The sequence below is a fragment of the Streptomyces abikoensis genome (assembly GCF_014648775.1).
Lineage (GTDB): Bacteria > Actinomycetota > Actinomycetes > Streptomycetales > Streptomycetaceae > Streptomyces > Streptomyces abikoensis.
Genome location: NZ_BMRT01000001.1, coordinates 121,199 through 141,091, shown reverse-complemented (window position 1 = coordinate 141,091; position 19,893 = coordinate 121,199). Strand labels below are relative to the sequence as shown.

The window sequence follows — 19,893 nt, the reverse complement described above, 5'->3', positions numbered from 1 at the left end:
AGCGGCCCGCTCGCCCTCAGCAGATCCGGGGCAGCTGTTCCCCGGCCGGCAGGTCCACCACGCGCGTGCCGCCCAGCCCGGTGCGGGCCACCACCGTGCCCGGGTGCTCGGCCACGCACTCCCCGATGACGGCCGCCCCGGCCCCCTGCGGGTGGGCGCGCATCGCGGCGAGCACCGCGTCCGCGTGCTCCCGGGGGACGAAGGCCACCAGCCGCCCCTCGTTGGCCACATAGAGCGGATCGAGGCCGAGGAACCCGCAGGCGTTCGCGACCGCCTCCGGCACCGGCACCGCCTCCTCGATGAGCACGACGCCCGTCCCGGAGGCGGCGGCGATCTCGTTGAGGGCCGCCGCCACACCGCCCCTCGTGGGGTCGCGCAGCACGTGCAGATCGCGGGTGACGGCGAGCATCGCGGCGACCAGACCGCCCAGCGGCGCGGTGTCGCTGACGACGTCCACACCGAACTCCAGGCCCTCGCGCACACTGAGCACGGCCACGCCGTGCAGCCCGACGGGCCCGCTGACGAGGACCACGTCGCCCGGCCGGGCCCGTTGCGGGCGGATGTCCACCCCGTCCGGGACGAGCCCCACCCCCGAGGTGGTGACGTAGATCCCGTCGCCGTGCCCGGCGTCGACGACCTTGGTGTCCCCGGTGGCGACGACGGCCCCGGCCGCCTCGGCCGCGGTGCCGATCGCCCGGGCCACCCGTTCGACGACCGTCAGCTCCGTGCCCTCCTCCAGGACGAGGGCGCAGGAGAGGTAGGCGGCCCGCGCCCCGCTCATGGCCAGGTCGTTGACGGTGCCGTTGACGGCCAGGTCACCGATGCAGCCGCCGGGGAAGAACAGCGGCCGCACCACGTAGGAGTCGGTCGAGAAGGCCACCCGGGCCCCGCCCAGGGGCAGCACGGCCGAGTCGCCGAGGACGGCCAGGATGTCGTTGCCGTAGGCGGGGGCGAACACCTCGCTCATGAGCTCCGCCGACAGCGCCCCGCCCCCGCCGTGGCCCATGACGACCACGGGCCGGTCCGGCAGCGGCGCGGGGCAGCTCCACTCCGCCGGGTCCGGCGGCGCGCCGGCCGTCTCCACGATGCCCTCAGCCAACGGAGCTCGCCTCCTTGCCGGTCGTGGCCGCCGGGCCGGGGGCCAGACGGCGGTAGAGGTAATAGGCCGCGCACGCCCCCTCGCCGGAGACCATGGTCGCTCCCAGGGGCGTGCGCGGGGTGCAGGCCGTGCCGAATGCCTCGCACTCGTACGGCTTCAGCAGGCCCTGGAGCACCTCGCCGCTGCGGCACGCCGCCGGTTCGAGCGTCCTGACGTCCGTCACGGCGAAGCGGTGCTCGGCGTCGAACTCCCGGTACGCCTCCGCCAGGCGCCAGCCGCTGGCCGGAATGGTGCCGATGCCGCGCCAGGCACGATCGGTCACCTCGAAGACCTCGGCGAGCATGCGCAGCGCGGCGGTGTTGCCCTCGTCGCGGACGGCGCGCGGGTAGGCGTTCTCCACCCGGTGCTCGCCGCGCTCCAGCTGGCGGATCGTGCGGCGGACGCCTTCGAGGATGTCCAGCGGTTCGAAGCCGGTCACGACGATCGGCACCCCGAACCGCTCGGCCAGCTCCGGGTACTCGCCCACGCCCATCACGCTGCACACGTGCCCGGCGGCCAGGAAGCCCTGGACCCGGCAGCGGGGCGAGCTCATGACGGCCTCGATCGCCGGCGGTACGCGGACGTGGGAGACGAGCAGGCTGAAGTTGCGGACGCCCAGCCGGCGCGCCTGGTGCACGGCCATGGCGTTGGCGGGCGCGGTCGTCTCGAAGCCGATGCCGAAGAACACCACCTGCTTCCCCGGGGTGCGGCGCGCGATCTCCAGCGCGTCCAGCGGCGAGTACACCACCCGTACGTCGCCCCCGGCGCCCTTGACCCGGAACAGATCCCGGCCGGTGCCGGGCACGCGCAGCATGTCCCCGAACGAGCAGAAGACGACGTCCGGGCGGGAGGCGATGGCCAGCGCCTTGTCGATCACCTCCAGCGGGGTGACGCACACCGGGCAGCCGGGTCCGTGGATCAGCTCCACCTCGGCGGGGAGCAACTGGTCGATGCCGTGCCGGATGATCGAGTGGGTCTGGCCCCCGCACACCTCCATCAGCGCCCAGGGCCGGGTGACGGTCGCGTGGATCTCGTCCAGCAGCCGCCGGGCCAGCGCGGGGTCGCGGAACTCCTCCAGGTACCTCACCTCGGCACCTCCGGCTCTCCCGCCCCGTCGGCCGCGAGCCCCCACGCGTCGCCGAACTCCTCCTCCAGCGCGCCCATCCGGGCGAACAGCTCCAGCGTCGCCAACGCCGCCTCCTCGTCCAGCCGTTGCAGGGCGAAGCCGACGTGCACGATGGCGTAGTCGCCGACCTCGATCTCCGGCAGATAGGCCAGGCACACGTCCTTCACGACGCCGCCGAAATCCACCTTGGCCATGCGGGTGCCGTCCCGCTCCTCAACCCCGACGACTCTGCCGGGCACCGCAAGACACACGGTCCTCTCCTTTCCGCTCGCCCGCCCGCGCGGCCACGAGCAACTGGCCCAGCGCCAGCCCCCCGTCGCCGCAGGGCACCCGCCGGTGCCGCACCACCGTGAAACCGGCGCCGGCCAGCCGCCGGGCGCACTCCTCCTCCAGCACCGCGTTGGCGAACACCCCGCCGGTCAGCGCCACCGTGCCCACGCCGGACCGGCGGCGGACGACCGCGCACACGGCCGCCACCGCGCCGGCGACGGCCAGGTGGAAACGGGCGGCCACCACCTCCACCGGCGTCCCGGCGCGGACGTCCGCCACCACCGCGCGCAGCACCGGCGCCGGATCGAGCAGCAACGGCCCGTCCTCCGCCGCCCGGCCGCCGCGCGGCGCGAACGCGTACGGGCGGCCGTGGTCGGCCAGGCCCCGGGCCGCGTACGCCTCCAGTTCCACCGCCGCCTGCGCCTCGTACCCGGCCCGGTGGCGGACGCCGGTGAGCGAGGAGACGGCGTCGAAGAGCCGCCCCATGCTGGACGTCGGCACGCATGCCACCCGTCGCTCCAGCTGCCGGGCCAGCAGCCGCAGTTCGTCCTCCGCGCAGGCGGCCACCGCCGGGAGGGCCGGGTCCCAGGGGAGCCGGGCGCTCCGCAGGTGGGCCAGCGCCATGCGGCAGGGGTTGCGGACGGCCGCGTCGCCGCCCGGCAGCGGCACATAGGCGAGGTGGGCCGCGCGCCGTTGGCCGGTGTAGTCGGCGAGCATGACCTCGCCGCCCCACACCGCGCCGTCGTCCCCGTAGCCGGTGCCGTCGAAGGCGACGCCGATGACGGGCGAGGTGCCGTCCAGGCCCGCGTCGGCCATGGCGGAGGCGATGTGGGCGTGGTGGTGCTGCACCAGTCGCAGCGGGCGGCCCCGGGCGCGTTCCCGGGCCCAGGCGGCCGACCGGTAGCGGGGGTGGCGATCGGCCGCCAGTGCCTCGGGCCGCACCCCGGTGAGGCCGGTGAGGTGCTCGACGGCCCGGTCCAGGGCCGCGACCGCGGACAGTTCGCCGAGGTCGCCGAGGTGCTGGGACATCCAGGCCGACCGGCCGTGCCCCAGGCAGAAGGCGTTCTTCACATCGCCGCCCACGGCCAGAAGGGGCGGGACGTCGAAGGGCAGGGCGAGCGGTTCGGGGACGTAGCCGCGCGAGCGGCGCAGCGGCAGGACGCTGCCGTCGGCGCGCACGCGGACCACCGAGTCGTCGCACGGCGCGTGGATCGGCCGGTCGTGGGCCAGGCGCGCGTCGGCCAGGCCCGACAGCCGTGCGGCGGCCTCCGCGTCGTCGGTCACGATCGGCTCGCCGGACCGGTTGCCGCTGGTCATCACCAGCACCCTCGGGCCGGGCGGGTCGCCGGGCAGCCCGAACAGCAGCCGGTGCACGGGGCTGTAGGGCAGCATCACCCCGATGTCGGGGCCGCCGGGGCAGACGGAGGGGGCGAGCGGCACGGCGGGCGGACCGGCCCGGCGCAGCAGGACGACGGGGGCCCGGGGCCCGGTCAGCAGCCGCTCCTCGGCCCCGCCCACCGGGGCGAGGGCCCGGGCGGTGGGCAGGTCGGCGGCCATGACGGCGAAGGGCTTGCCGCCGCGCTCCTTGGCCGCCCGCAGCCGGGCGACGGCCTCCTCGTCGACCGCGTCGCAGGCCAGGTGGTAGCCGCCCACCCCCTTGACGGCCAGCACCGCGCCGCGCGCCAGCAGCGCCCGGGCCGCCGCCATGGCCTCGGCGCCGTACCGCGTGCCGGAGTCGTCCTCCAGCCGCAGCCGGGGTCCGCACCCGGGGCAGCACACCGGCTGCGCGTGGAAACGCCGGTCGGCGGGGTCGGCGTACTCGGCCGCGCACCGCTCGCACAGCGGGAAGGCGGCCATCGTGGTGCGCGGGCGGTCGTACGGCAAGCCGGTGACGAGGGTGAACCGCGGCCCGCAGTGGGTGCAGGTGATGAAGGGGTGCCGGTGGCGGCGGTCGGCCGGATCGGTGAGCTCCGCCAGGCAGTCGGCGCACAGGGCCGCGTCGGGTGGTACACGAGTGCGTCCGGGGCCGGTTCCGGACGGGAGGATCGCGAACCCCGCCCCGCCGCCCCGGGCGGGCAGGGCCCGCCGGGAGACGGAGACGACCACGGCCAGCGGAGGGGGCGCGGAGGTGAGCCGTTCACAGAACGCCCGCACCGGCTCCGGCGCTCCCTCCACCTCGGTGACGACGCCCTCCGGGTCGTTGACGACATACCCGGAGAGGCCGAGCTCCCGGGCCAGGCCGTGCACGAACGGACGGAAGCCGACGCCCTGCACCGTGCCGCGCACGACCAGACGGCACCGGACGGGGGACGACCCCGCGGCCGTCGTCACGGCAGGCGGCCCGCCGGGTCCCCGAGAGGGAGGGCGTGGTCACCGTCCGGGCCGTGGGTGTTCGCGTGGGCGACGGCGTGGGCGGCCGCCGCCATCGCCGGCCGGTGGACGGCCGCTCCCCGCACCACCGCCAGCACCCGGTCCACCAGCGACTCCACGCCCTCCCCGGACCGCGCCGACGTCTCCGCGATCTCCACCCCGGGGTTGACGCCGGTGACGTTCCGGACGAACGCCGCCCGGTCGAAGCCCACGGCCCGCTCGAGGTCGGTCTTGGTGAGCACGACCAGATGCGCGAGACCGAAGGCCGTCGGGTACTTCAGCGGCTTGTCCTCGCCCTCCGTCACCGACATCAGCGTGATCCGCAGCGTCTCGCCCAGGTCGTAGGAGGCCGGGCAGACGAGATTGCCGACGTTCTCCACGTACAGCACCCGGGTGCCGGCCGGCAGCCAGCCCTCCAGGTGGGCACGGAGCTGCGCGGCCTCCAGATGGCAGAGCCCGCCGGTCAGCACCTGCCGGACGGGCACGCCGGAGCGGGCCAGGCGGCGCGCGTCGTGCTCCGTGGCGAGATCCGCCGTCAGCGCCGCCGTGGGCACGCCCCGCGCGCTCGTGTGCGCCAGGACCCGCTCCAGCAGGGCGGTCTTGCCGCTGCCCGGACTGGACAGCAGGTTCACCACGATCGTGCCCCGGCCGGCGAGTTCCTCGCGCAGCGCACCGGCCAGGGTGTCGTTCTTCGCCAGGACCGCCCGTCGCACATCCACCACGCGGCACATCACCCGCTCGCCTCCTCGAGTTCGATGGCGGTGACCTCCAGCTCCCGGCCCCCCAGCAGTTCCCGCGACAGCCCGTCGCAGCGGGGACACCACATCGACGGGGGCGAGCCGACGGCGAACTCGCCGCCGCACGGCGCGCAGCGGGCCCGGGCCGGGACGTCGCGCACCACCAGCCGCGCCGTTTCCAGCGCGGTGCCCACCCGGGCCACCTCGAAGGAGAAGCGCAGCGCGTCGGGAACGACGCCCGCCAGTTCGCCCACTGTCACCCGCACCGCCGTGACGCGTCCGCCGCCGTGGAGCCGGGCGGTCTCCGCCGCCCGTTCGACGATCGCCTCGGCGATGGACAGCTCGTGCATCCGCCTCGCCGCTCCCGTCGCCCGTGGCCGCCAAGTGCCCCACGGGAGCACGTACGCCCCCACAGTGACCGGCTCGCGGCGCCCCCGGCCGTGCGGCGGGGCCGGAGCGGTCCATGCGGCCGCACGTATTCGCCCGCGCGGCGCAATCCCGCACACCCGCACGGCCGCGCGCCGCCGCGCCCCGCCGCCGCTCGGTGACGATCGCCTCGGGAACGGCGGGCCACGCCCGTCCCCCCAGCCCCATCCGACGCATCCCACGCGGGAGGACGGTCGCCGTGCGCATCCTGCTCGTCGCCAGCGCGTTCAACAGCCTCACCCAGCGGGTCTTCGCCGAACTCGGCGACCGCGGCCACAGCCCGGCCGTCGCCGTGGTGGACGACGAGGACGCCGTGCGCGCGGCCGTCGCCCGCCACCCGGCCGACCTGGTCGTCGCGCCGATGCTGCGCACGGCGATCCCCCGGGACGTCTGGTCCCGGCACACCTGCCTGGTGGTCCACCCGGGCCCGCCGGGGGACCGGGGCCCGTCCTCCCTCGACCACGCCCTGCGCGACGGCGCCCGCCACTGGGGGGTGACGGTGCTCCAGGCCGAGGAGGAGATGGACGCCGGGGCCGTCTGGGCGGCCGAGGGCTTCGCCGTGCCCGACGGGGTGGCCAAGAGCGACCTGTACCGGGGGGAGGTCGCGGACGCCGCCGTCCGGGCCGTCCTCCTCGCGGTGGAGCGCCACGCGTCGGGCCGCTGGACACCCCGCCCCCAGGACGGCCCGCCCGTGCGGGCCCGCCCGTACCTGCGACAGGAGGAGCGCCGGATCGACTGGCGGGAGCAGCCGACCGAGTCCGTGCTGCGCGCCCTGCGGGCCGCCGACTCCCAGCCGGGGGTACGGGACGAACTCCTGGGCGCCGAGTGGTTCCTGCACGGCGGCCACGCCGAGGACCGGCTGCGCGGCAGGCCCGGGCGGGTGCTGGCCACCCGGGCGGGCGCCGTCTGCCGCGCGACCGTCGACGGAGCGGTGTGGATCCCCGAACTGCGGCGCTGCCGCACGGACACCCACCCGCCCGGCCTCAAGCTGCCCGCCGCCCTCGCCCTCGGCGACCGCCTGCCGCCCGTCCCCGAGATCCCGGCCCCCCTCCAGCCGCGGCCCGGCCGGGACACCTGGAGCGACATCCGCTACACGGAGACCGGGCCGGTGGGCTTCCTGCGCTTCCGCTTCCCCGGCGGCGCGATGAGCACGTCCCACTGCTGGCGTCTGCTCAACGCCTACCGTCAGGCGTGCCGGCGCCCCACCGCGCTGCTGGTGCTCGGCGGCGAACGCGACATCTTCTCCCACGGCATCCACCTCAACGTCATCGAGGCCGCGGCCGACCCCGCCGCCGAGTCATGGGCGAACATCAACGCCATGGACGACCTGGTCGAGGCCGTGCTGACCACCACCGACCGGCTCGTCGTCGCGGCCGTCGGCGGCGGCGCCGGCGCGGGCGGGGCCATGCTGGCGCTCGCCGCCGACGAGGTGTGGTGCCGGGACGGCGCCGTCCTCAACCCCCACTACCGGCTGATGGGCCTGTACGGCTCCGAGTACTGGACCTACACCCTGCCCCGGCGCGTCGGCGCCGAGCAGGCGGCGGCGCTGACGGAACAGGCCGCGCCGGTCAGCGCCGCCCGCGCCCTCGTCCTCGGGCTCGTCGACCGCGTACTGCCCGCCCCACCCGGGGAGTTCGCGGCCGCCGTCGCCCGCACGGCCGACGACCTCACCCGCCACACCGACACGGCGGCCCGGATCGCCGTGAAGAAGGCGGCCCGCGAGAAGGACGAGCGGATCCGGCCGCTCGCCGCCTACCGCGCCGACGAACTGCGCCGCATGCGCGCCGCCTTCTTCGACCCCGACGCCCCCTACCACGCCCTGCGCTCGGCGTTCGTCCGCAAACGGCCGGCGCCGGGCGCCGGGGAACACCTGGACCGGCTCTCCCGGCCGCGCCCGGTCCGCCGTTCCCCGGAGCGGCGGCGGTGACCGCCCCGGCCCGCCCGCGCGTCCTCGTCGCGGGCATCGGCAACATCTTCCTCGCCGACGACGCCTTCGGCCCCGAGGTGATCGCCGCCCTGCGCGAGACCCCCCTGCCGGACGGCGTGGACGCCGCCGACTTCGGCATCCGGGGCATGGACCTCGTCTACCGGCTGCTGGACGGCTACGACGCCGCGGTCCTCGTCGACGCCGTGCCGCGCGGCGGCCCCCCGGGCACCCTGTACGTCCTGGACGTCGACGGACCCGGCACGGACCTCGCCCCGGGCGCCCCCGAGGCGCACGGCATGGACCCGGTGAAGGTCCTGGCCACCGCGCGCGAACTGGCCGGCTGGGAGGGCCTGGCCTTCCCCCGCGTGGTGCTCGTGGGCTGCGAGCCGCTCACGCGCATGCGCGGCGACGAGCCCGACGTCGTCCACGGTCTCAGCGACCCCGTCCGCGCGTCGGTCGGCGAGGCGGTACGGCTCCTGGAGACCGTGGTGGCGGAGCTGCTGCTCGGGCACCCGGCCGAGCGGCTGCCGGGCTGACGCAGAAGGTGCCGCGCGTCGCTCAGGAGTCCCCGGCGGCGCCGACGAACTCCCGCAGCGCCTCCGGGGTCGGTGCCACCACCTCCGCGAGCCTGCTGCCGCCCCGGAAGGCGATGAAGGCGGGCACGGGACCGACGCCCGCCTTCTGGACGACCTCGTACGCCTCGTCCACGTCGACGCTGTAGAAGCCCACCGCGCGAGTGAACTCGGGCAGCTCCGAGAGCTTCTCGAACACCGGGACGATCGTCCGGCAGAGATTGGCCCAGGTGGCGCAGAAGCACACGACCACGGGCCGCTCCAGGGCGACGGCCCTCTCGAACTCGTCCAGGCTCGTCAACGACGTGACCGACATGCTCCCGCATCCCCTCGCGACGGATCGGCTCTCCGCGGCGGCCCGCGGCACCACGCCACACCGTTCCACGACTCCGGCCGCCCCGCACGTCGGCGGCGAAACCGCGACACACCAGCACCGTTCCCCCTGTCCCCACCGTCCGGAGGCCGATACTGGGGCGCGTTCTCGCCGGGCACGGAGGTGAAACCGGGTGCGGATCAGAAGCGGCCCGCTGGAGGCCGCCGGCTGGTGGGCCGGGCTCACCGCGCTGTGGATCGTGTTCATCGGCACGGTCGACGTCCTGGAGCTGGCCGTCGGGGCGGCGGCGGCACTGGCCGGGGCCTGGGCTGCCCGCGCCGCCCGGCGCGCGGCGCGCGAGTGAACGGGTGGCTGGCCGCCGCCGCGCTGCTCCTGATCGCCGGTGTGGGCCCGAGCCTGTGGAACGCCGCGCGGGGCGCCCCCGGGCGGCGCGTCGTGGCGCAGAACTACGCGACGCTGCTGCTGTGCCTGGTGTTCCTGCTGCTGGCGCAGGGCTACGGACGACCGGCCTACGTCGACCTCGCGCTCGTCCTCTCGGTGCTCGGGCCCGCCGGGACGCTGGTCTTCGCCCGGCTCCTCCTCACCGGGGAGGAAGCCGGGGAGGGAGGGGAACCACCCGGGACGCGCCGGCTCACCCCCGTCGTCGCCGTCGGCACGGCCGCGACGGTCCTTCCGCTGTGCGTGGTCACCGGACCGGGCCGCGCGACCGTCAAACTGCTGGTCATCGGCGCGCTGCTGCTGGCCGGGGGAGTGGCCACGACCAGGGCGGTGCGCCATGGCTGACCCGGCCGTCGACGACGTCCTGATCGTCGCCTCGCTGCTGTTCGTCGCGGCGGCGGCCACCGCCGCCGTCCTCAACCGGGACCCGGCCCGCCAGGCCGTGGTCCTCTCCCTGCTCGGCCTGGGGCTCGCCGTGCTCTTCACGGTCCTCCAGGCGCCCGACGTCGGCCTCTCCCAGCTCGGCGTCGGATCCGCCCTCACCCCGCTGATGATCCTGCTGACGGTGCGCAAGGTCCGGCGGCAGCGGGAGCGGCGGGACGGGGAGCGGCACGGCGGAAAGCGACGCGGATGAGCCGGCGCGCGCGGCTGTGCGTCCTCGCCGCCGGCCTCCTGGCGACGGCGGCACTGCTGGTGGCCGCCGTCCTGCGGGTGCCGTCCTTCGGCGGCCCCTGGCACCCCTACGGCGACCGCGCGGTCGAGGCCGCCCTGCGCCGGAACACCGCGAACACCGTCTCCGCCGTCAACTTCGACCAGCGCGCCTTCGACACCCTCGGCGAGGAGAGCATCCTCTTCGCGTCCGTACTCGGCACCGTCGTGCTGCTCCGCCGCACCGAGGACGAGCGGACCTCGGAACCACGCCCCGTGTCCGTGCCCGCCACGATGCGCCGCTACGGGATCGCCGCCCTGCCCGTCACCCTCCTCGTCGGGCTGTACGTCATCGCGCACGGCCAGCTCAGCCCCGGCGGCGGCTTCCAGGGCGGCGTCGTCGTCGCCACCGCCTTCCACCTGCTGTACGTCGCCATCGACTACCCGGCGCTCAAGCGCGTCCGGGCCGTCGGCCTGTACGAGATCGGCGACGCCCTGGGCGAGGCGGCCTACGTCCTGACCGGCGTGGGCGGGCTGCTGGCCGGCGCGGCGTACCTCGCCAACGTCCTGCCCTACGGCACCTTCAACACGCTCGCCTCCGGCGGCACCGTCCCGCTGCTCAACGCGGCCGTGGGCGTCGAAGTGGCCTCGGCCGTCGTCGTCCTGCTCGCCCGCTTCCTGAGCCAGGCCCTGGAGATCGAAGGAGGCCGGGAATGACGGTGCTGCCCTACCTCGTCGCGGCATGGATCTTCCTGGTCGGCGTGTACGGCCTGGCCACCAGCCGCGACCTGGTGCACGCCGTGGGCTGTCTGGCCGTCGCCCAGTCCTCCACCTATGTGCTGCTGCTGTCCGTCGGCTACCGCCACGGCGGCACCGCGCCGGTCTTCTCCGACGTCAAGCCCGGCGTCACCGTGGTCGACCCGGTCGTCCAGGCCCTGGCCCTGACCGACGTCGTCGTGGGGGCGACGGTGACCGCGCTGCTGCTCGCCCTGGTCGTCCAGACCGCCAAACGCTTCGGCACCACCGACCCCGACGAACTCTTCGCACTGAGGGGCTGAGCCACCATGGACCGGTTCCTGCCGCTGATCGTGGCGGTCCCCCTGCTCGGCGCCGCCCTCCTGGTGGGCGCGGGCCGGCGGATGGCGCGCCCGGTGGCGGAGTCCGTCGGCCTCGCCTGCGCCGCCGGCAGCGCCGGGTTCTCGGCGGTGCTCCTCGCCCGGGGCACCGCCGTGACCTGGGTCGGGGACTGGACGCCGGTCCACGGGCACAGCGCGGGCATCGTGCTCGTCGGCGACCGGGTGGGCCTGGGCCTGGCCGGGCTGACGTCCCTGCTGGTGACCGCCGTGCTCGTCTACTCCTGGCGCTACTTCGACGAGCCGCCGCACGGCCACCCGGGCGCCTACCCCGCGCTCGTCCTGCTCTTCCAGGCGGGCATGTGCGGCTTCGCGCTCACCGGCGACCTCTTCGACGCGTTCGTCTTCTTCGAACTGATGGGCGTCGTCGGATACGCGCTGACCGGCTACCACGTCGAGGAGAAGCGCCCGGTCCAGGGCGCCCTGGCCTTCGGGTTCGTCAACTCCCTCGGCGGCTACGCCTCGCTGCTCGGCATCGCCCTGCTCTACGCCCGCACCGGCGAGCTCGGCATGGCCCAGGCGGGCCGGCAGCTGGACACCCGGCCGCGCGCCGACGTCCTCGTCGTCACCGCGTTCGTCCTGATCCTGACGGGACTGCTGGTGAAGGCGGCCGCCGTGCCCTTCCACTTCTGGCTGCCGGACGCCCACGCCGTCGCCCCCACCCCGGTGTGCATGCTGCTGTCCGGGGTGATGGTGGAGATGGGCGTCTACGGGGTCGCGCGCGTCCGCACCACGGTGTTCGCCGGGCCCGGCGGCGTCCCGGCGGGCGACGCCCACCGGGTCCTCCTCGTCCTGGGGGTGACGACCGCGCTGGTGGGCGCGGTGATGTGCTGGCAGCAACGGCACGTGAAGCGGCTGCTCGCCTACTCCACCGTCGGCCACACCGGACTGTTCCTCGCCGCGCTGGCCGCCGCCGAGCCGGAGGGCACGACGGGCGCGTGCCTGTACGTCCTGGGCCACGCCGGGGTCAAGGCCGCGCTGTTCGCCTGCTCCGGCCTGCTCCTCGACCGGTACGGCAGCGTCGACGAGTGCGAACTCCACGGGCGCGGACGGGACATGACGGGCATCGGCCTGCTCTTCGCCGCCGGCGGCCTCGCGCTCGCCGGGCTGCCCCCCTTCGGCACGGGCCTGGGCAAGGCCCTGGCCGAGGAGGAATCCCCCTGGCTCGCCGCGCTGTTCGTCCTCGTCTCCGCGATCACGGGCGGCGCGGTGCTGCGCGTGGCCGCGCACGTCTTCCTGGGCGCCGGGCGACAGCCCGCCGCCGAGGAACCGGAGACCGGCGGCGACGAGGAACCCGAGACCGGACGCCCGGTGCGCAGACCGCCCCCGCCGATGGCGACGGTCGCGGCCCTGCTCCTCGTGGGCGCCCTCGCCGTGGGCACGGTCCCCGCGCTCGCCCGGGGCGTCGCCGGCGCGGCGCACGCGTTCACCGACCACGCGGGCTACGCCGCCGCCGTCCTCGACGGCCGGGCGACGGCCTACCCCGCGGCGACCACGTGGTGGACCTGGTCCGGCGCGGGCCTCGGCCTGCTGTCCGCCGCGCTGGCCACCGGCATCGCCACGGCGGCCGTACGCACCGGCAGGCCCGGCGGGCGCTGGAGCGCCCCGCTGCGCCGCCTCCACTCGGGCCACGTCGGCGACTACGTGGCGTGGGCGGCGGCCGGCATCGGGCTGCTGGCGGCGCTCGCCCTGTGGCCCGCCGGCTGAGGGGCCACCGGCTCTCGGGAAGGGCCACCGGCTCAGGAAGGGCCTCTGCGCGCGGTGACGTAGCTGAACGGCGCGGACACCCCGGCGCTGTGGTGACCGGCGGCCGTGAGGGCCAGGGACAGCCGGGCGCGCGGCTTGAGGCCGAAGCCCGCGGTGGCGTGCAGCGCGCCGAGCGCGAGTTCGCTGCCGCAGCCCACGGCCGCGTAGCCGTCGGCCGGTTCGGCTATCTGGTAGTCGTCGTAGACGGTGAACAGGCGGCCGTACACGCCGACGAGGAACGTCCCGGCCTGCTCCTGCTCGGAGTCCTTGCGCGCCCACCCGCCGTCCTTGAGGCAGGCGCGCAGCTTGTCGACGAAGACGGTGGTCATGAACCGGTCCAGATCCCCCTTGGGCCGGGGCGCCTTGAACGCGTGGTGCAGCAGCTGACCCATGCGGAAGCTGGTGGTGAAGCCCATGGCGTAGGGGCCGTTGCGGAAGACCTTCGGGTCCCGGCGGACGGTGATCCTCAGCCCGGCGACGCCCGCCGAGTCCCCGCCCAGATGCACCCGCCCGTTGTACGCGAGCCCGACGATCACCGTCATGTCCGCCCCCTCCTCAGTGGCCCCCTTTCGATACTTCGCCGCCGGAAACGGGCGGAAACCGGGCAACGGCACCGGCCTTCCCCTCACATGTCCCAGCCGTACGGCGTCGACTCCCTGGGGGAGGGAGCGGCGCCCCTGGCCTCCACGTCGTGCTCCGCCGTCCGCAGGAGCTTGCCGCCGAGGTCGCGCAGGGCGCGGGCCGCGGCGAACTCGTCGCCGATGTCCGGCACGTCCTCGTCGCCGGCCGCGCGCCGTGCGGTGCCCGTGCCGGTCAGGGAGGACGTGCCCGTCTCCAGGACCGCTCGCGCCGTCGTCTTTCCTTCGTCCTCGAAGAGGTGGAGGCGGACCTCCCAGTCGGCTGTGTGCGGCATGGTCGCTCCTCGCTCTCAGTGCGACAGTTGCGCGTCCTCGTGCATGACCTCCCTGATGTCGTCACTGGCCTTGGCCAGCAACTGTTCGGCGAGGTTGTTGAGGGCCCGGGCGGCCGCGACCTCCTCGCCGACGCGCTGCTGGCGGCGGTCGTCGGGATTGCGGTTGGCGATGCCCTGGGCGCTCATGCCGGACCCGTCGTGCATCCGGAGCCGGACATCCGCCTGGGTGGTGGCGTCGATCTCCCGGAACTGCATGTCGATGGCGCAGTCGACGATCTTCTCCATGGTGCTCACCTGCCGTATGACGATGGTTCAGCCCGCCGGGGCGGGCGGTGCCGCCAGATGCCCGGTGAACCACTCGCGGGCGAGGTCCGCCACGGCGTCCAGGGTTCCGGGCTCCTCGAAGAGATGGGTGGCGCCCGGCACGACGGCCAGGCGGTGCTCGCAGCGGAGCGCGGCCGCCGCCTGCCGGTTGAGGTCGAGGACCGTCTCGTCCCGGCCGCCGACGATCAGCAGGGTCGGCGCGGTGACCTCGGCCAGCCGGTCGGCCCCGGCCAGGTCGGGGCGGCCGCCCCGGGACACCACGGCGGTGATGTCCTCGCCCTCCCCCCGCGCGTGCTCCTCCGCCGCGTCGGCGGCGGCCAGCAGGGCGGCCGCCGCGCCCGTGCTCGCGCCGAAGTAGCAGACGGGCAGGGCCGTGTGGCGCCGCAGCCAGCGGGTCACCTCGGTCAGCCGGCGGGCCAGCGGCCCGACGGCGAAGACGTTCGCCCGGTCGGCCTCCTCCTCCGGGGTGAGGAGGTCGAACAGGAGCGAGCCCAGTCCCGCCTCCGTCAGTGCCTCGGCCACCGCGCGGTTGCGGGGGCTGAAGCGGCTGCTGCCGCTGCCGTGGGCGAAGACGACGATGCCGGCGGCCCCGGCGGGCACGCTCAGATCGCCGGGCAGGCGGACGCGCCCGTCCTCCACCGGCAGCTCGACCGGGCCGGTACGGGCCCGGCAGCCCCCCTCGCCTTCGCAGCCCCCCTCGCCGCCGGTCTCCTCGGCGTTCCTGTGCAGCAGGGCGACGACCTCCTCGTCGGTGGTCTGGGAGAAGTCCCGGTACCACTCGCCCACGGCGGAGAAGAGAGGCGGTGTGCTCAGGCAGATCAGTTCGTCCACCTCCGGGCCGATCCGCTCGGCCGCGTCCGGGGGCGCGACGGGCACGGCGAGCACGACCCTGGCCGCCCCCTCGGCCCTGGCCACCCGGCAGGCCGCCGACGCGGAGGCGCCGGTGGCGATGCCGTCGTCGACCACGATCACGGTCCGGCCCGTCAGCGGGATCCGCGACCGTCCGCCCCGGAAGCGCTTCGCCTGCCGGGCCAGCTCCGCCTCCTCGGCGCGCTGCACCTCGGCCAGGTCGTCCTCGTCGACCCGGCTCATCCGCATGATGTCCTCGGAGATGACGCGTATCCCGCCCTCGCCGATCGCCCCGAACCCCAGCTCCCGGTGGTACGGGACGCCCAGCTTCCGGACCAGGATGACGTCCAGCGGGGCGCCGAGCGCGTGCGCCACCTCGAAGGCGACCGGGACCCCGCCGCGCGGCAGGCCCAGCACCAGCGGATCGGCGTCGCGGAGGTCTTCCAGCCGGCCGGCGAGGCGCCGGCCCGCGTCCACTCGGTCGTCGAATCGCATGCCCACACCTCCGGCCCCCGGTGTCCGGTTCCTGGGGGATCCGTAATCCCAATATGACCGGATCGAGGGTGATAGTCCACGCGGGACCTGCCGTGGTCTAGTCCTCCAGCGCCGCCCGGATCCGGGCGGCCACCTCCGCCGCCTCCTCCCGCGACGCGTAGCGCCCGCGCGGCCAGAAGAAGCCGCGCAGACCGTCCTTGCGGTTGCGCGGCACCACATGCACGTGGAAGTGCGGCACGGACTGGCTGACCCGGTTGTTGGCGGCCACGAACGACCCCGCGGCGCCCGTGCCGCGCTCCACCGCGCCCGCGATCCGCCGCACCCGGGTGAAGAACGGACCGATCTCCTCCGGCAGCAGGTCGGTGAGCGTCTCGGCGTGCCGCCGGGGCACGACGAGCACATGGCCGGGGAACAGCGGACGGGCGTCGAGGAACGCCACCGCCGTCCCGTCGTCGAGGACCCGGTGTCCGTCGGCCTCACCGGCCGCGATCGCGCAAAAGAGGCACTCCACGCAGACCAGTGAACTACGCGCGCCGCCTGCGGGCAGGGATCACCCATGCCCCTCCTCGTCGGCACCTCGGGATGGCAGTACAAGGACTGGCGCGGCGGCCTCTACCCCGCCGACGTTCCGCAACGGCTGTGGCTGGAGGAGTACGCGGGGCACTTCGCCACCGTCGAGAACAACAACGCCTTCTACCGGCTCCCCACGCCCGAGACCTTCGCGGACTGGCGCGCCCGCGTCCCCGGGGATTTCGTCATGGCCGTCAAGGCCAGCCGCTACCTCACCCACATCAAGCGGCTGCGCGACCCGGAGGAGCCCGTCGACCGGCTGATGCGGCACGCCGCCGGGCTGGGCGACCGGCTGGGGCCCGTGCTGCTCCAGCTCCCGCCCACGCTCCGGGGCGACGCCGCCGCCCTGGACACCGTGCTCGGCTGCTTCCCGCCGGGCGTCCGCGTGGCCGTCGAGCCCCGGCACGACAGCTGGTGGACGGACGACATCCGCGCCGTCCTCACGGACCGCGGCGCGGCGCTGTGCTGGGCGGACCACGGCTCCCGGCCGGTGACCCCGCTGTGGCGCACGGCGGACTGGGGGTACGTCCGCTTCCACTGCGGCGCGGCCGAGCCGTGGCCCCGCTACGGCCGGCAGGCGCTGGCGAGCTGGGCCGGGCGGATCGCCGACACCTGGCCCGACCGGGCCGACGTCTACTCGTACTTCAACAACGACCCCGGCGGCGCCGCCGTCCACGACGCGGCCGCCTTCGCGCGGGCCGCCGGCCGGCTGGGCCGCACGGTCAGCCGCACCCCGGCCACGTAGCGCTTCGCGGGAACCGCGGTGCTTTGTAGGAACCGCACAGGCCCGCCCCCACAGCGCTGACAAGGCCCCGGGGCCGGGAACGCACCGTCATCGGTGAGGATGAGCGGGTGCCCGAAACCCTGAACCCCGCGGACCCCGGCTTCGCACACGACCCGTACCCGTACTACGCGCGGCTGCGCGCCCGGGGCCCCGTGGCGCGGGTGGCCCTCGCCAACGGCACGCACGCGTGGCTCGTCACCGGCTACGACCGGGCACGGGAGGTCCTCGCCGACCCCCGCTTCTCCAACGTGCCGCCACCCCGCGCCGGCCGCCCCAAGCCGGACTCCCCGGCCCGGCGGGCCCAGGCCTGCCTCGCCCGCCACATGCTCAACTCCGACGCCCCCGACCACCTCCGGCTGCGCCGGCTGACCACGGCCGCCTTCACCCCGCGCCGCGTGGACGCCCTGCGCCCGAGGATCGAGCGGATCACCGACGGCCTGGTCGCGGAGGTGTCCGCCCTGCTGGCCCGTGAGGGGACCGCCGACCTGGTGGACTCCTTCGCCTTCCCGCTGCCCGTCCTCGTGATCGGCGAGGTCCTGGGCGTCCCCGAGGCCGACCGGGCTTCCCTGCGGGAGTGGACCTACCGCGTCGGCTCGCCCACCGACGCCCTGGAACGGGGGGCGACCGACGAGGCGTGGGCCGCGCTCCACGCGTACTTCACCACGCTGATCGCGCACAAGCGCCGCTCCCCGGGCGACGACCTCTTCAGCGCGCTGGTGCACGACGCGAGCGAGGGCGGCCTCGACGACGGCGAACTGCTCGCCATGGCGTTCCTGCTGCTCTTCGCCGGCTACGAGACGACCATGAACCTGCTGGCCTCCGCGTCGCTGCTGCTGCTCACCCACCCGGGCGAGCTCGCCGCCGCCCGGGAGGGCGGCGGGGCGCGCTGGGCCGCCGTGGTCGAGGAGACCCTGCGGCACGCCAGCCCCCTGGAGGGCACGACCTGGCGGCGCACGACGGAGCCCGTCGACCTCGGCGGGGGAGCGGTGATACCGGCGGAGGAGTCCGTGCTCGTCGTGCTCGCGGCGGCGGGCCGCGACCCGGAGCGCTTCCCCGACCCGGACGCCTTCCGGCCCGCCCGCTACCTCGCGGACGCGACGGCGGACGACGGCGCGGAACGGGCCGCCCCGCACCTCGCCTTCGGTCACGGGCCGCACTTCTGCCTCGGCTCGCGGCTGGCCCGGATGGAGGCGGCGATCGCCCTGCCGCGGCTCTTCGACGCGCTCCCCGGCCTGGCCCTGGCCGCCGAGCCGGAACGGCTGCCGTACCGCCCGGGGCTCCTGGTGCGCGGCCCGCGCGAACTCCCCGTCACCCACGCCGCACGGCATTGAGGTCCCCTGCCCATCCGGGCCAACAGCCAATCCCCGGGCGGGTGTTGTTCATCAGGACGGGTGGGCGGGGCCCGGATGCCTTGCCGGTCACCCTCCGTGTTCGAGACGCTCCGGTCGGTAAGTACGGCCGTCGTGCCGCGGGCTCCCACAGGCGCCGGACCGACGCGCTCCGGTGATGCGCGCCCCTATCGAGCCCGTCGGCAGGTGACCCATGCGAGCCGTCCGGTCCGCCCTGGCAGCCCTGGTGGCGGCCCTCCTCCTCACGGTGTCCGCCACGGCCCCGGCCGTGGCCGCGCCCGCCGCCTCCCGGGCCGTGCGCGGCGGCCCGGAGGTCACCGCGATCGAGGTCGCGCCCGGCGTGCGGCTCCGGGCGGAGGTCCACGCGCCCGCCGGTCCCGGCCCGCACCCGCTGGTCGTGATGCCGGCCCCCTTCCCGTACCCCGCCGCCCACCAGGACCCGGCGGCCCGGCGGCTGGCCGCCGCCGGGTACGTCGTCGTCGGCTACCGGCCGCGCGGCCTGCCCGGCTCGGGCGGCGCGTTCGGCATGGCCGGGCCGCAGGACGTCGCCGACGCGTCCGCCGTGATCTCCTGGGCGCTCGCCCGCACCCCGGCCGACGCCCGGCGGGTGGGCCTGTACGGCACGGCGTACGGCGCCGGCATCGGGCTGCTCACCGCCTCCGAGGACCGGCGGGTACGGGCGGTGGCCGCCCTCGGCGGCTGGGTGGACCTCCTCGACGGGCTCTACGGCGGCGGCACCAGGCGGCGGGCCCACCCCCTGTTCCGGGCCGCCGCCCGCCCCGGGGCGGTCCGGCCGGACCCGGAGGTCCGCCGCGCCCTGCGGGAGTACGCGGAGCACCCCGACCCCACGCCCGCCTTCCGCTCCTTCGCCCGCGCCCGTTCCCCGATCGCCCGCCTGGACCGGCTCAACGCCCACGCCCCCGCCGTCCTGCTGGCCCACACCTGGTCCGCCACCGTCGAGTCACCCAACCGGAACGGGCGGTACTTCAGCCGCCTCCGCACGGCCAAGCGCCTGGAGTACCGGCGGGACGACCACGCCGCGCAAGCGCCGCCGACGAGCGCGGAGCGCTGGTTCGACCGCCACCTGCGCGGCGGGCCCGGCGGCCCCGGCACCGAGCCGCCCGTCTTCCTGGAGGCCCGGGGCCGGCCCCCCGGCCACCCCGGGGAGCACTACGACGACCTGTGGGCGACCGCCTCCGCCAACCACGTCCCCCCGCTGGAGCCGAGGACGGGCCCCGACCCCGTCATCCACCCCGGCCCGGACCCGCACGGCCCGCACGCCGACGACCCGTCACCCGGCCACGGCTCCGCCGCCCTGTGGTGGACGTCCCCCGACCCCCGCCCCCGGCGGCTGCGGGGCATCCCCGCCCTGCGCACCCGGGTGACGCCCTCGGCGGCGGAGGGGACCCTCGTCGCGCGCCTCTACGACCTGGACCCCACCGGCACCGCCACGCTCGTCACCCACGCCCCGTACTCCTTCGCCCACCGCGCCCCCGGAACCCCCTTCGAGGCGTCCTTCGACCTCTTCGCCACCGTCTACGACCTGCCCGCCGGCCACCGGCTCGCCCTCCTCGTCACCGGCACCGACCCGCTGTACGTGGCGCGCAACCCGCCCGGGGCCACCCTCACCCTCCACTCCGCCGCGACCGGACTCGCCCTGCCCGTCCGCTGACCGCACCCGCCACGGCCCGCCCGCCCCGCGCGGTCCGAACGGGTGACGCGAATCGCGCGCGGGCGGGGGCTG

General features: G+C 75.9%; 23 protein-coding genes. 11 read left to right on the top strand and 12 right to left on the bottom strand.

Annotated elements, in window-relative coordinates:
- Positions 1–16: 16 nt before the first annotated feature.
- The 6 genes from hypE to hypA all read right to left on the bottom strand — a co-directional run bounded on the left by hypE (position 17) and on the right by hypA (position 5,991).
- Complete coding sequence (gene hypE / locus IE096_RS00600) at positions 17–1,006, bottom strand: hydrogenase expression/formation protein HypE (RefSeq protein WP_189449432.1); 990 nt, start codon at positions 1,004–1,006, stop codon at positions 17–19.
- 85 nt (positions 1,007–1,091) lie between these two features.
- Positions 1,092–2,225: a hydrogenase formation protein HypD gene (hypD, locus tag IE096_RS00595; RefSeq protein ID WP_189447283.1), complete on the bottom strand. Its 1,134-nt coding sequence runs from the start codon at positions 2,223–2,225 to the stop codon at positions 1,092–1,094.
- The gene (locus IE096_RS00590) at positions 2,222–2,515 is read right to left on the bottom strand and encodes a HypC/HybG/HupF family hydrogenase formation chaperone (RefSeq protein WP_189447281.1); all 294 of its coding nucleotides are present in this window, start codon (positions 2,513–2,515) and stop codon (positions 2,222–2,224) included. Before IE096_RS00590 ends, hypD begins: the two co-directional genes overlap by 4 nt.
- On the bottom strand, positions 2,478–4,865 hold the full coding sequence (gene hypF, locus IE096_RS00585; RefSeq protein WP_189447279.1) for a carbamoyltransferase HypF: 2,388 nt from the start codon (positions 4,863–4,865) through the stop codon (positions 2,478–2,480). Before hypF ends, IE096_RS00590 begins: the two co-directional genes overlap by 38 nt.
- Positions 4,862–5,635, bottom strand: a complete 774-nt coding sequence (gene hypB / locus IE096_RS00580) for a hydrogenase nickel incorporation protein HypB (protein WP_189447278.1) — start codon at positions 5,633–5,635, stop codon at positions 4,862–4,864. Before hypB ends, hypF begins: the two co-directional genes overlap by 4 nt.
- Entirely contained in the window at positions 5,635–5,991 is a 357-nt protein-coding gene (hypA, locus tag IE096_RS00575; protein ID WP_189447276.1) for a hydrogenase maturation nickel metallochaperone HypA, read from the bottom strand. Before hypA ends, hypB begins: the two co-directional genes overlap by 1 nt.
- A gap of 275 nt (positions 5,992–6,266) precedes the next feature.
- On the opposite strand from hypA, the gene IE096_RS31110 reads away from it, so the two are divergent.
- Both IE096_RS31110 and IE096_RS31105 read left to right on the top strand, forming a co-directional pair.
- Positions 6,267–7,994, top strand: a complete 1,728-nt coding sequence (locus tag IE096_RS31110; protein ID WP_229819832.1) for an enoyl-CoA hydratase-related protein — start codon at positions 6,267–6,269, stop codon at positions 7,992–7,994.
- Positions 7,991–8,530, top strand: a complete 540-nt coding sequence (locus tag IE096_RS31105) for a hydrogenase maturation protease (protein WP_229819831.1) — start codon at positions 7,991–7,993, stop codon at positions 8,528–8,530. The genes IE096_RS31110 and IE096_RS31105 overlap by 4 nt, the downstream gene beginning before the upstream one ends.
- A 22-nt stretch (positions 8,531–8,552) precedes the next feature.
- On the opposite strand, the gene IE096_RS00565 is transcribed toward IE096_RS31105, so the two are convergent.
- The gene (locus tag IE096_RS00565; protein WP_189447274.1) at positions 8,553–8,882 is read right to left on the bottom strand and encodes a thioredoxin family protein; all 330 of its coding nucleotides are present in this window, start codon (positions 8,880–8,882) and stop codon (positions 8,553–8,555) included.
- 190 nt (positions 8,883–9,072) lie between these two features.
- On the opposite strand from IE096_RS00565, the gene IE096_RS00560 reads away from it, so the two are divergent.
- From IE096_RS00560 to IE096_RS00535, 6 genes are read left to right on the top strand one after another with little or no spacing between them, the layout of a single operon-like run.
- Positions 9,073–9,243 (top strand): hypothetical protein, encoded by a 171-nt coding sequence (locus IE096_RS00560; protein WP_189447272.1) that lies wholly within the window; start codon positions 9,073–9,075, stop codon positions 9,241–9,243.
- Positions 9,240–9,683, top strand: coding sequence for an MrpF/PhaF family protein (locus IE096_RS00555; RefSeq protein ID WP_189447271.1), 444 nt, complete (start codon positions 9,240–9,242; stop codon positions 9,681–9,683). Before IE096_RS00560 ends, IE096_RS00555 begins: the two co-directional genes overlap by 4 nt.
- Positions 9,676–9,972: a hydrogenase subunit MbhD domain-containing protein gene (locus IE096_RS00550; protein WP_189447270.1), complete on the top strand. Its 297-nt coding sequence runs from the start codon at positions 9,676–9,678 to the stop codon at positions 9,970–9,972. The genes IE096_RS00555 and IE096_RS00550 overlap by 8 nt, the downstream gene beginning before the upstream one ends.
- Complete coding sequence (locus tag IE096_RS00545; protein ID WP_189447269.1) at positions 9,969–10,703, top strand: MnhB domain-containing protein; 735 nt, start codon at positions 9,969–9,971, stop codon at positions 10,701–10,703. Before IE096_RS00550 ends, IE096_RS00545 begins: the two co-directional genes overlap by 4 nt.
- The gene (locus IE096_RS00540) at positions 10,700–11,044 is read left to right on the top strand and encodes a sodium:proton antiporter (RefSeq protein WP_189447268.1); all 345 of its coding nucleotides are present in this window, start codon (positions 10,700–10,702) and stop codon (positions 11,042–11,044) included. The genes IE096_RS00545 and IE096_RS00540 overlap by 4 nt, the downstream gene beginning before the upstream one ends.
- A 6-nt stretch (positions 11,045–11,050) precedes the next feature.
- On the top strand, positions 11,051–12,826 hold the full coding sequence (locus IE096_RS00535) for a complex I subunit 5 family protein (protein WP_189447267.1): 1,776 nt from the start codon (positions 11,051–11,053) through the stop codon (positions 12,824–12,826).
- 32 nt (positions 12,827–12,858) lie between these two features.
- Here IE096_RS00535 and IE096_RS00530 read toward each other — a convergent pair whose 3' ends face one another.
- The 5 genes from IE096_RS00530 to IE096_RS00510 all read right to left on the bottom strand — a co-directional run bounded on the left by IE096_RS00530 (position 12,859) and on the right by IE096_RS00510 (position 15,957).
- Positions 12,859–13,407, bottom strand: coding sequence for a hypothetical protein (locus IE096_RS00530; RefSeq protein WP_189447265.1), 549 nt, complete (start codon positions 13,405–13,407; stop codon positions 12,859–12,861).
- An 83-nt stretch (positions 13,408–13,490) separates the two neighbouring features.
- Complete coding sequence (locus IE096_RS00525; RefSeq protein WP_126917327.1) at positions 13,491–13,778, bottom strand: DUF1876 domain-containing protein; 288 nt, start codon at positions 13,776–13,778, stop codon at positions 13,491–13,493.
- 15 nt (positions 13,779–13,793) lie between these two features.
- Positions 13,794–14,063, bottom strand: a complete 270-nt coding sequence (locus tag IE096_RS00520; RefSeq protein WP_126917328.1) for a dsRBD fold-containing protein — start codon at positions 14,061–14,063, stop codon at positions 13,794–13,796.
- 27 nt (positions 14,064–14,090) lie between these two features.
- Positions 14,091–15,446, bottom strand: coding sequence for a phosphoribosyltransferase (locus IE096_RS00515; protein ID WP_189447263.1), 1,356 nt, complete (start codon positions 15,444–15,446; stop codon positions 14,091–14,093).
- Positions 15,447–15,543: 97 nt separating this feature from the next.
- Positions 15,544–15,957: an HIT family protein gene (locus IE096_RS00510; RefSeq protein WP_189447261.1), complete on the bottom strand. Its 414-nt coding sequence runs from the start codon at positions 15,955–15,957 to the stop codon at positions 15,544–15,546.
- Positions 15,958–16,002: 45 nt separating this feature from the next.
- Here IE096_RS00510 and IE096_RS00505 point away from each other — a divergent pair, with 45 nt between their 5' ends.
- The 3 genes from IE096_RS00505 to IE096_RS00495 all read left to right on the top strand — a co-directional run bounded on the left by IE096_RS00505 (position 16,003) and on the right by IE096_RS00495 (position 19,821).
- Positions 16,003–16,761 carry a DUF72 domain-containing protein gene (locus IE096_RS00505; protein WP_189447259.1) on the top strand — a complete coding sequence of 253 codons (759 nt, stop codon included), beginning with the start codon at positions 16,003–16,005 and terminating at the stop codon, positions 16,759–16,761.
- A gap of 107 nt (positions 16,762–16,868) precedes the next feature.
- Positions 16,869–18,131: a cytochrome P450 family protein gene (locus tag IE096_RS00500; protein ID WP_189447257.1), complete on the top strand. Its 1,263-nt coding sequence runs from the start codon at positions 16,869–16,871 to the stop codon at positions 18,129–18,131.
- Between the two features lie 211 nt (positions 18,132–18,342).
- Positions 18,343–19,821, top strand: a complete 1,479-nt coding sequence (locus tag IE096_RS00495; RefSeq protein ID WP_189447255.1) for a CocE/NonD family hydrolase — start codon at positions 18,343–18,345, stop codon at positions 19,819–19,821.
- Positions 19,822–19,893: the final 72 nt, after the last annotated feature.

Coding starts and splice junctions, on each gene's coding strand:
- hypE (WP_189449432.1), bottom strand. CDS start 1,006: ATGGGCCACGGCGGGGGCGGGGCGCTGTCGGCGGAGCTCATGAGCGAG.
- hypB (WP_189447278.1), bottom strand. CDS start 5,635: ATGTGCCGCGTGGTGGATGTGCGACGGGCGGTCCTGGCGAAGAACGAC.
- hypA (WP_189447276.1), bottom strand. CDS start 5,991: ATGCACGAGCTGTCCATCGCCGAGGCGATCGTCGAACGGGCGGCGGAG.
- IE096_RS00565 (WP_189447274.1), bottom strand. CDS start 8,882: ATGTCGGTCACGTCGTTGACGAGCCTGGACGAGTTCGAGAGGGCCGTC.
- IE096_RS00550 (WP_189447270.1), top strand. CDS start 9,676: ATGGCTGACCCGGCCGTCGACGACGTCCTGATCGTCGCCTCGCTGCTG.
- IE096_RS00545 (WP_189447269.1), top strand. CDS start 9,969: ATGAGCCGGCGCGCGCGGCTGTGCGTCCTCGCCGCCGGCCTCCTGGCG.
- IE096_RS00540 (WP_189447268.1), top strand. CDS start 10,700: ATGACGGTGCTGCCCTACCTCGTCGCGGCATGGATCTTCCTGGTCGGC.
- IE096_RS00535 (WP_189447267.1), top strand. CDS start 11,051: ATGGACCGGTTCCTGCCGCTGATCGTGGCGGTCCCCCTGCTCGGCGCC.
- IE096_RS00530 (WP_189447265.1), bottom strand. CDS start 13,407: ATGACGGTGATCGTCGGGCTCGCGTACAACGGGCGGGTGCATCTGGGC.
- IE096_RS00525 (WP_126917327.1), bottom strand. CDS start 13,778: ATGCCGCACACAGCCGACTGGGAGGTCCGCCTCCACCTCTTCGAGGAC.
- IE096_RS00520 (WP_126917328.1), bottom strand. CDS start 14,063: ATGGAGAAGATCGTCGACTGCGCCATCGACATGCAGTTCCGGGAGATC.
- IE096_RS00515 (WP_189447263.1), bottom strand. CDS start 15,446: ATGCGATTCGACGACCGAGTGGACGCGGGCCGGCGCCTCGCCGGCCGG.
- IE096_RS00505 (WP_189447259.1), top strand. CDS start 16,003: ATGCCCCTCCTCGTCGGCACCTCGGGATGGCAGTACAAGGACTGGCGC.
- IE096_RS00495 (WP_189447255.1), top strand. CDS start 18,343: ATGCGAGCCGTCCGGTCCGCCCTGGCAGCCCTGGTGGCGGCCCTCCTC.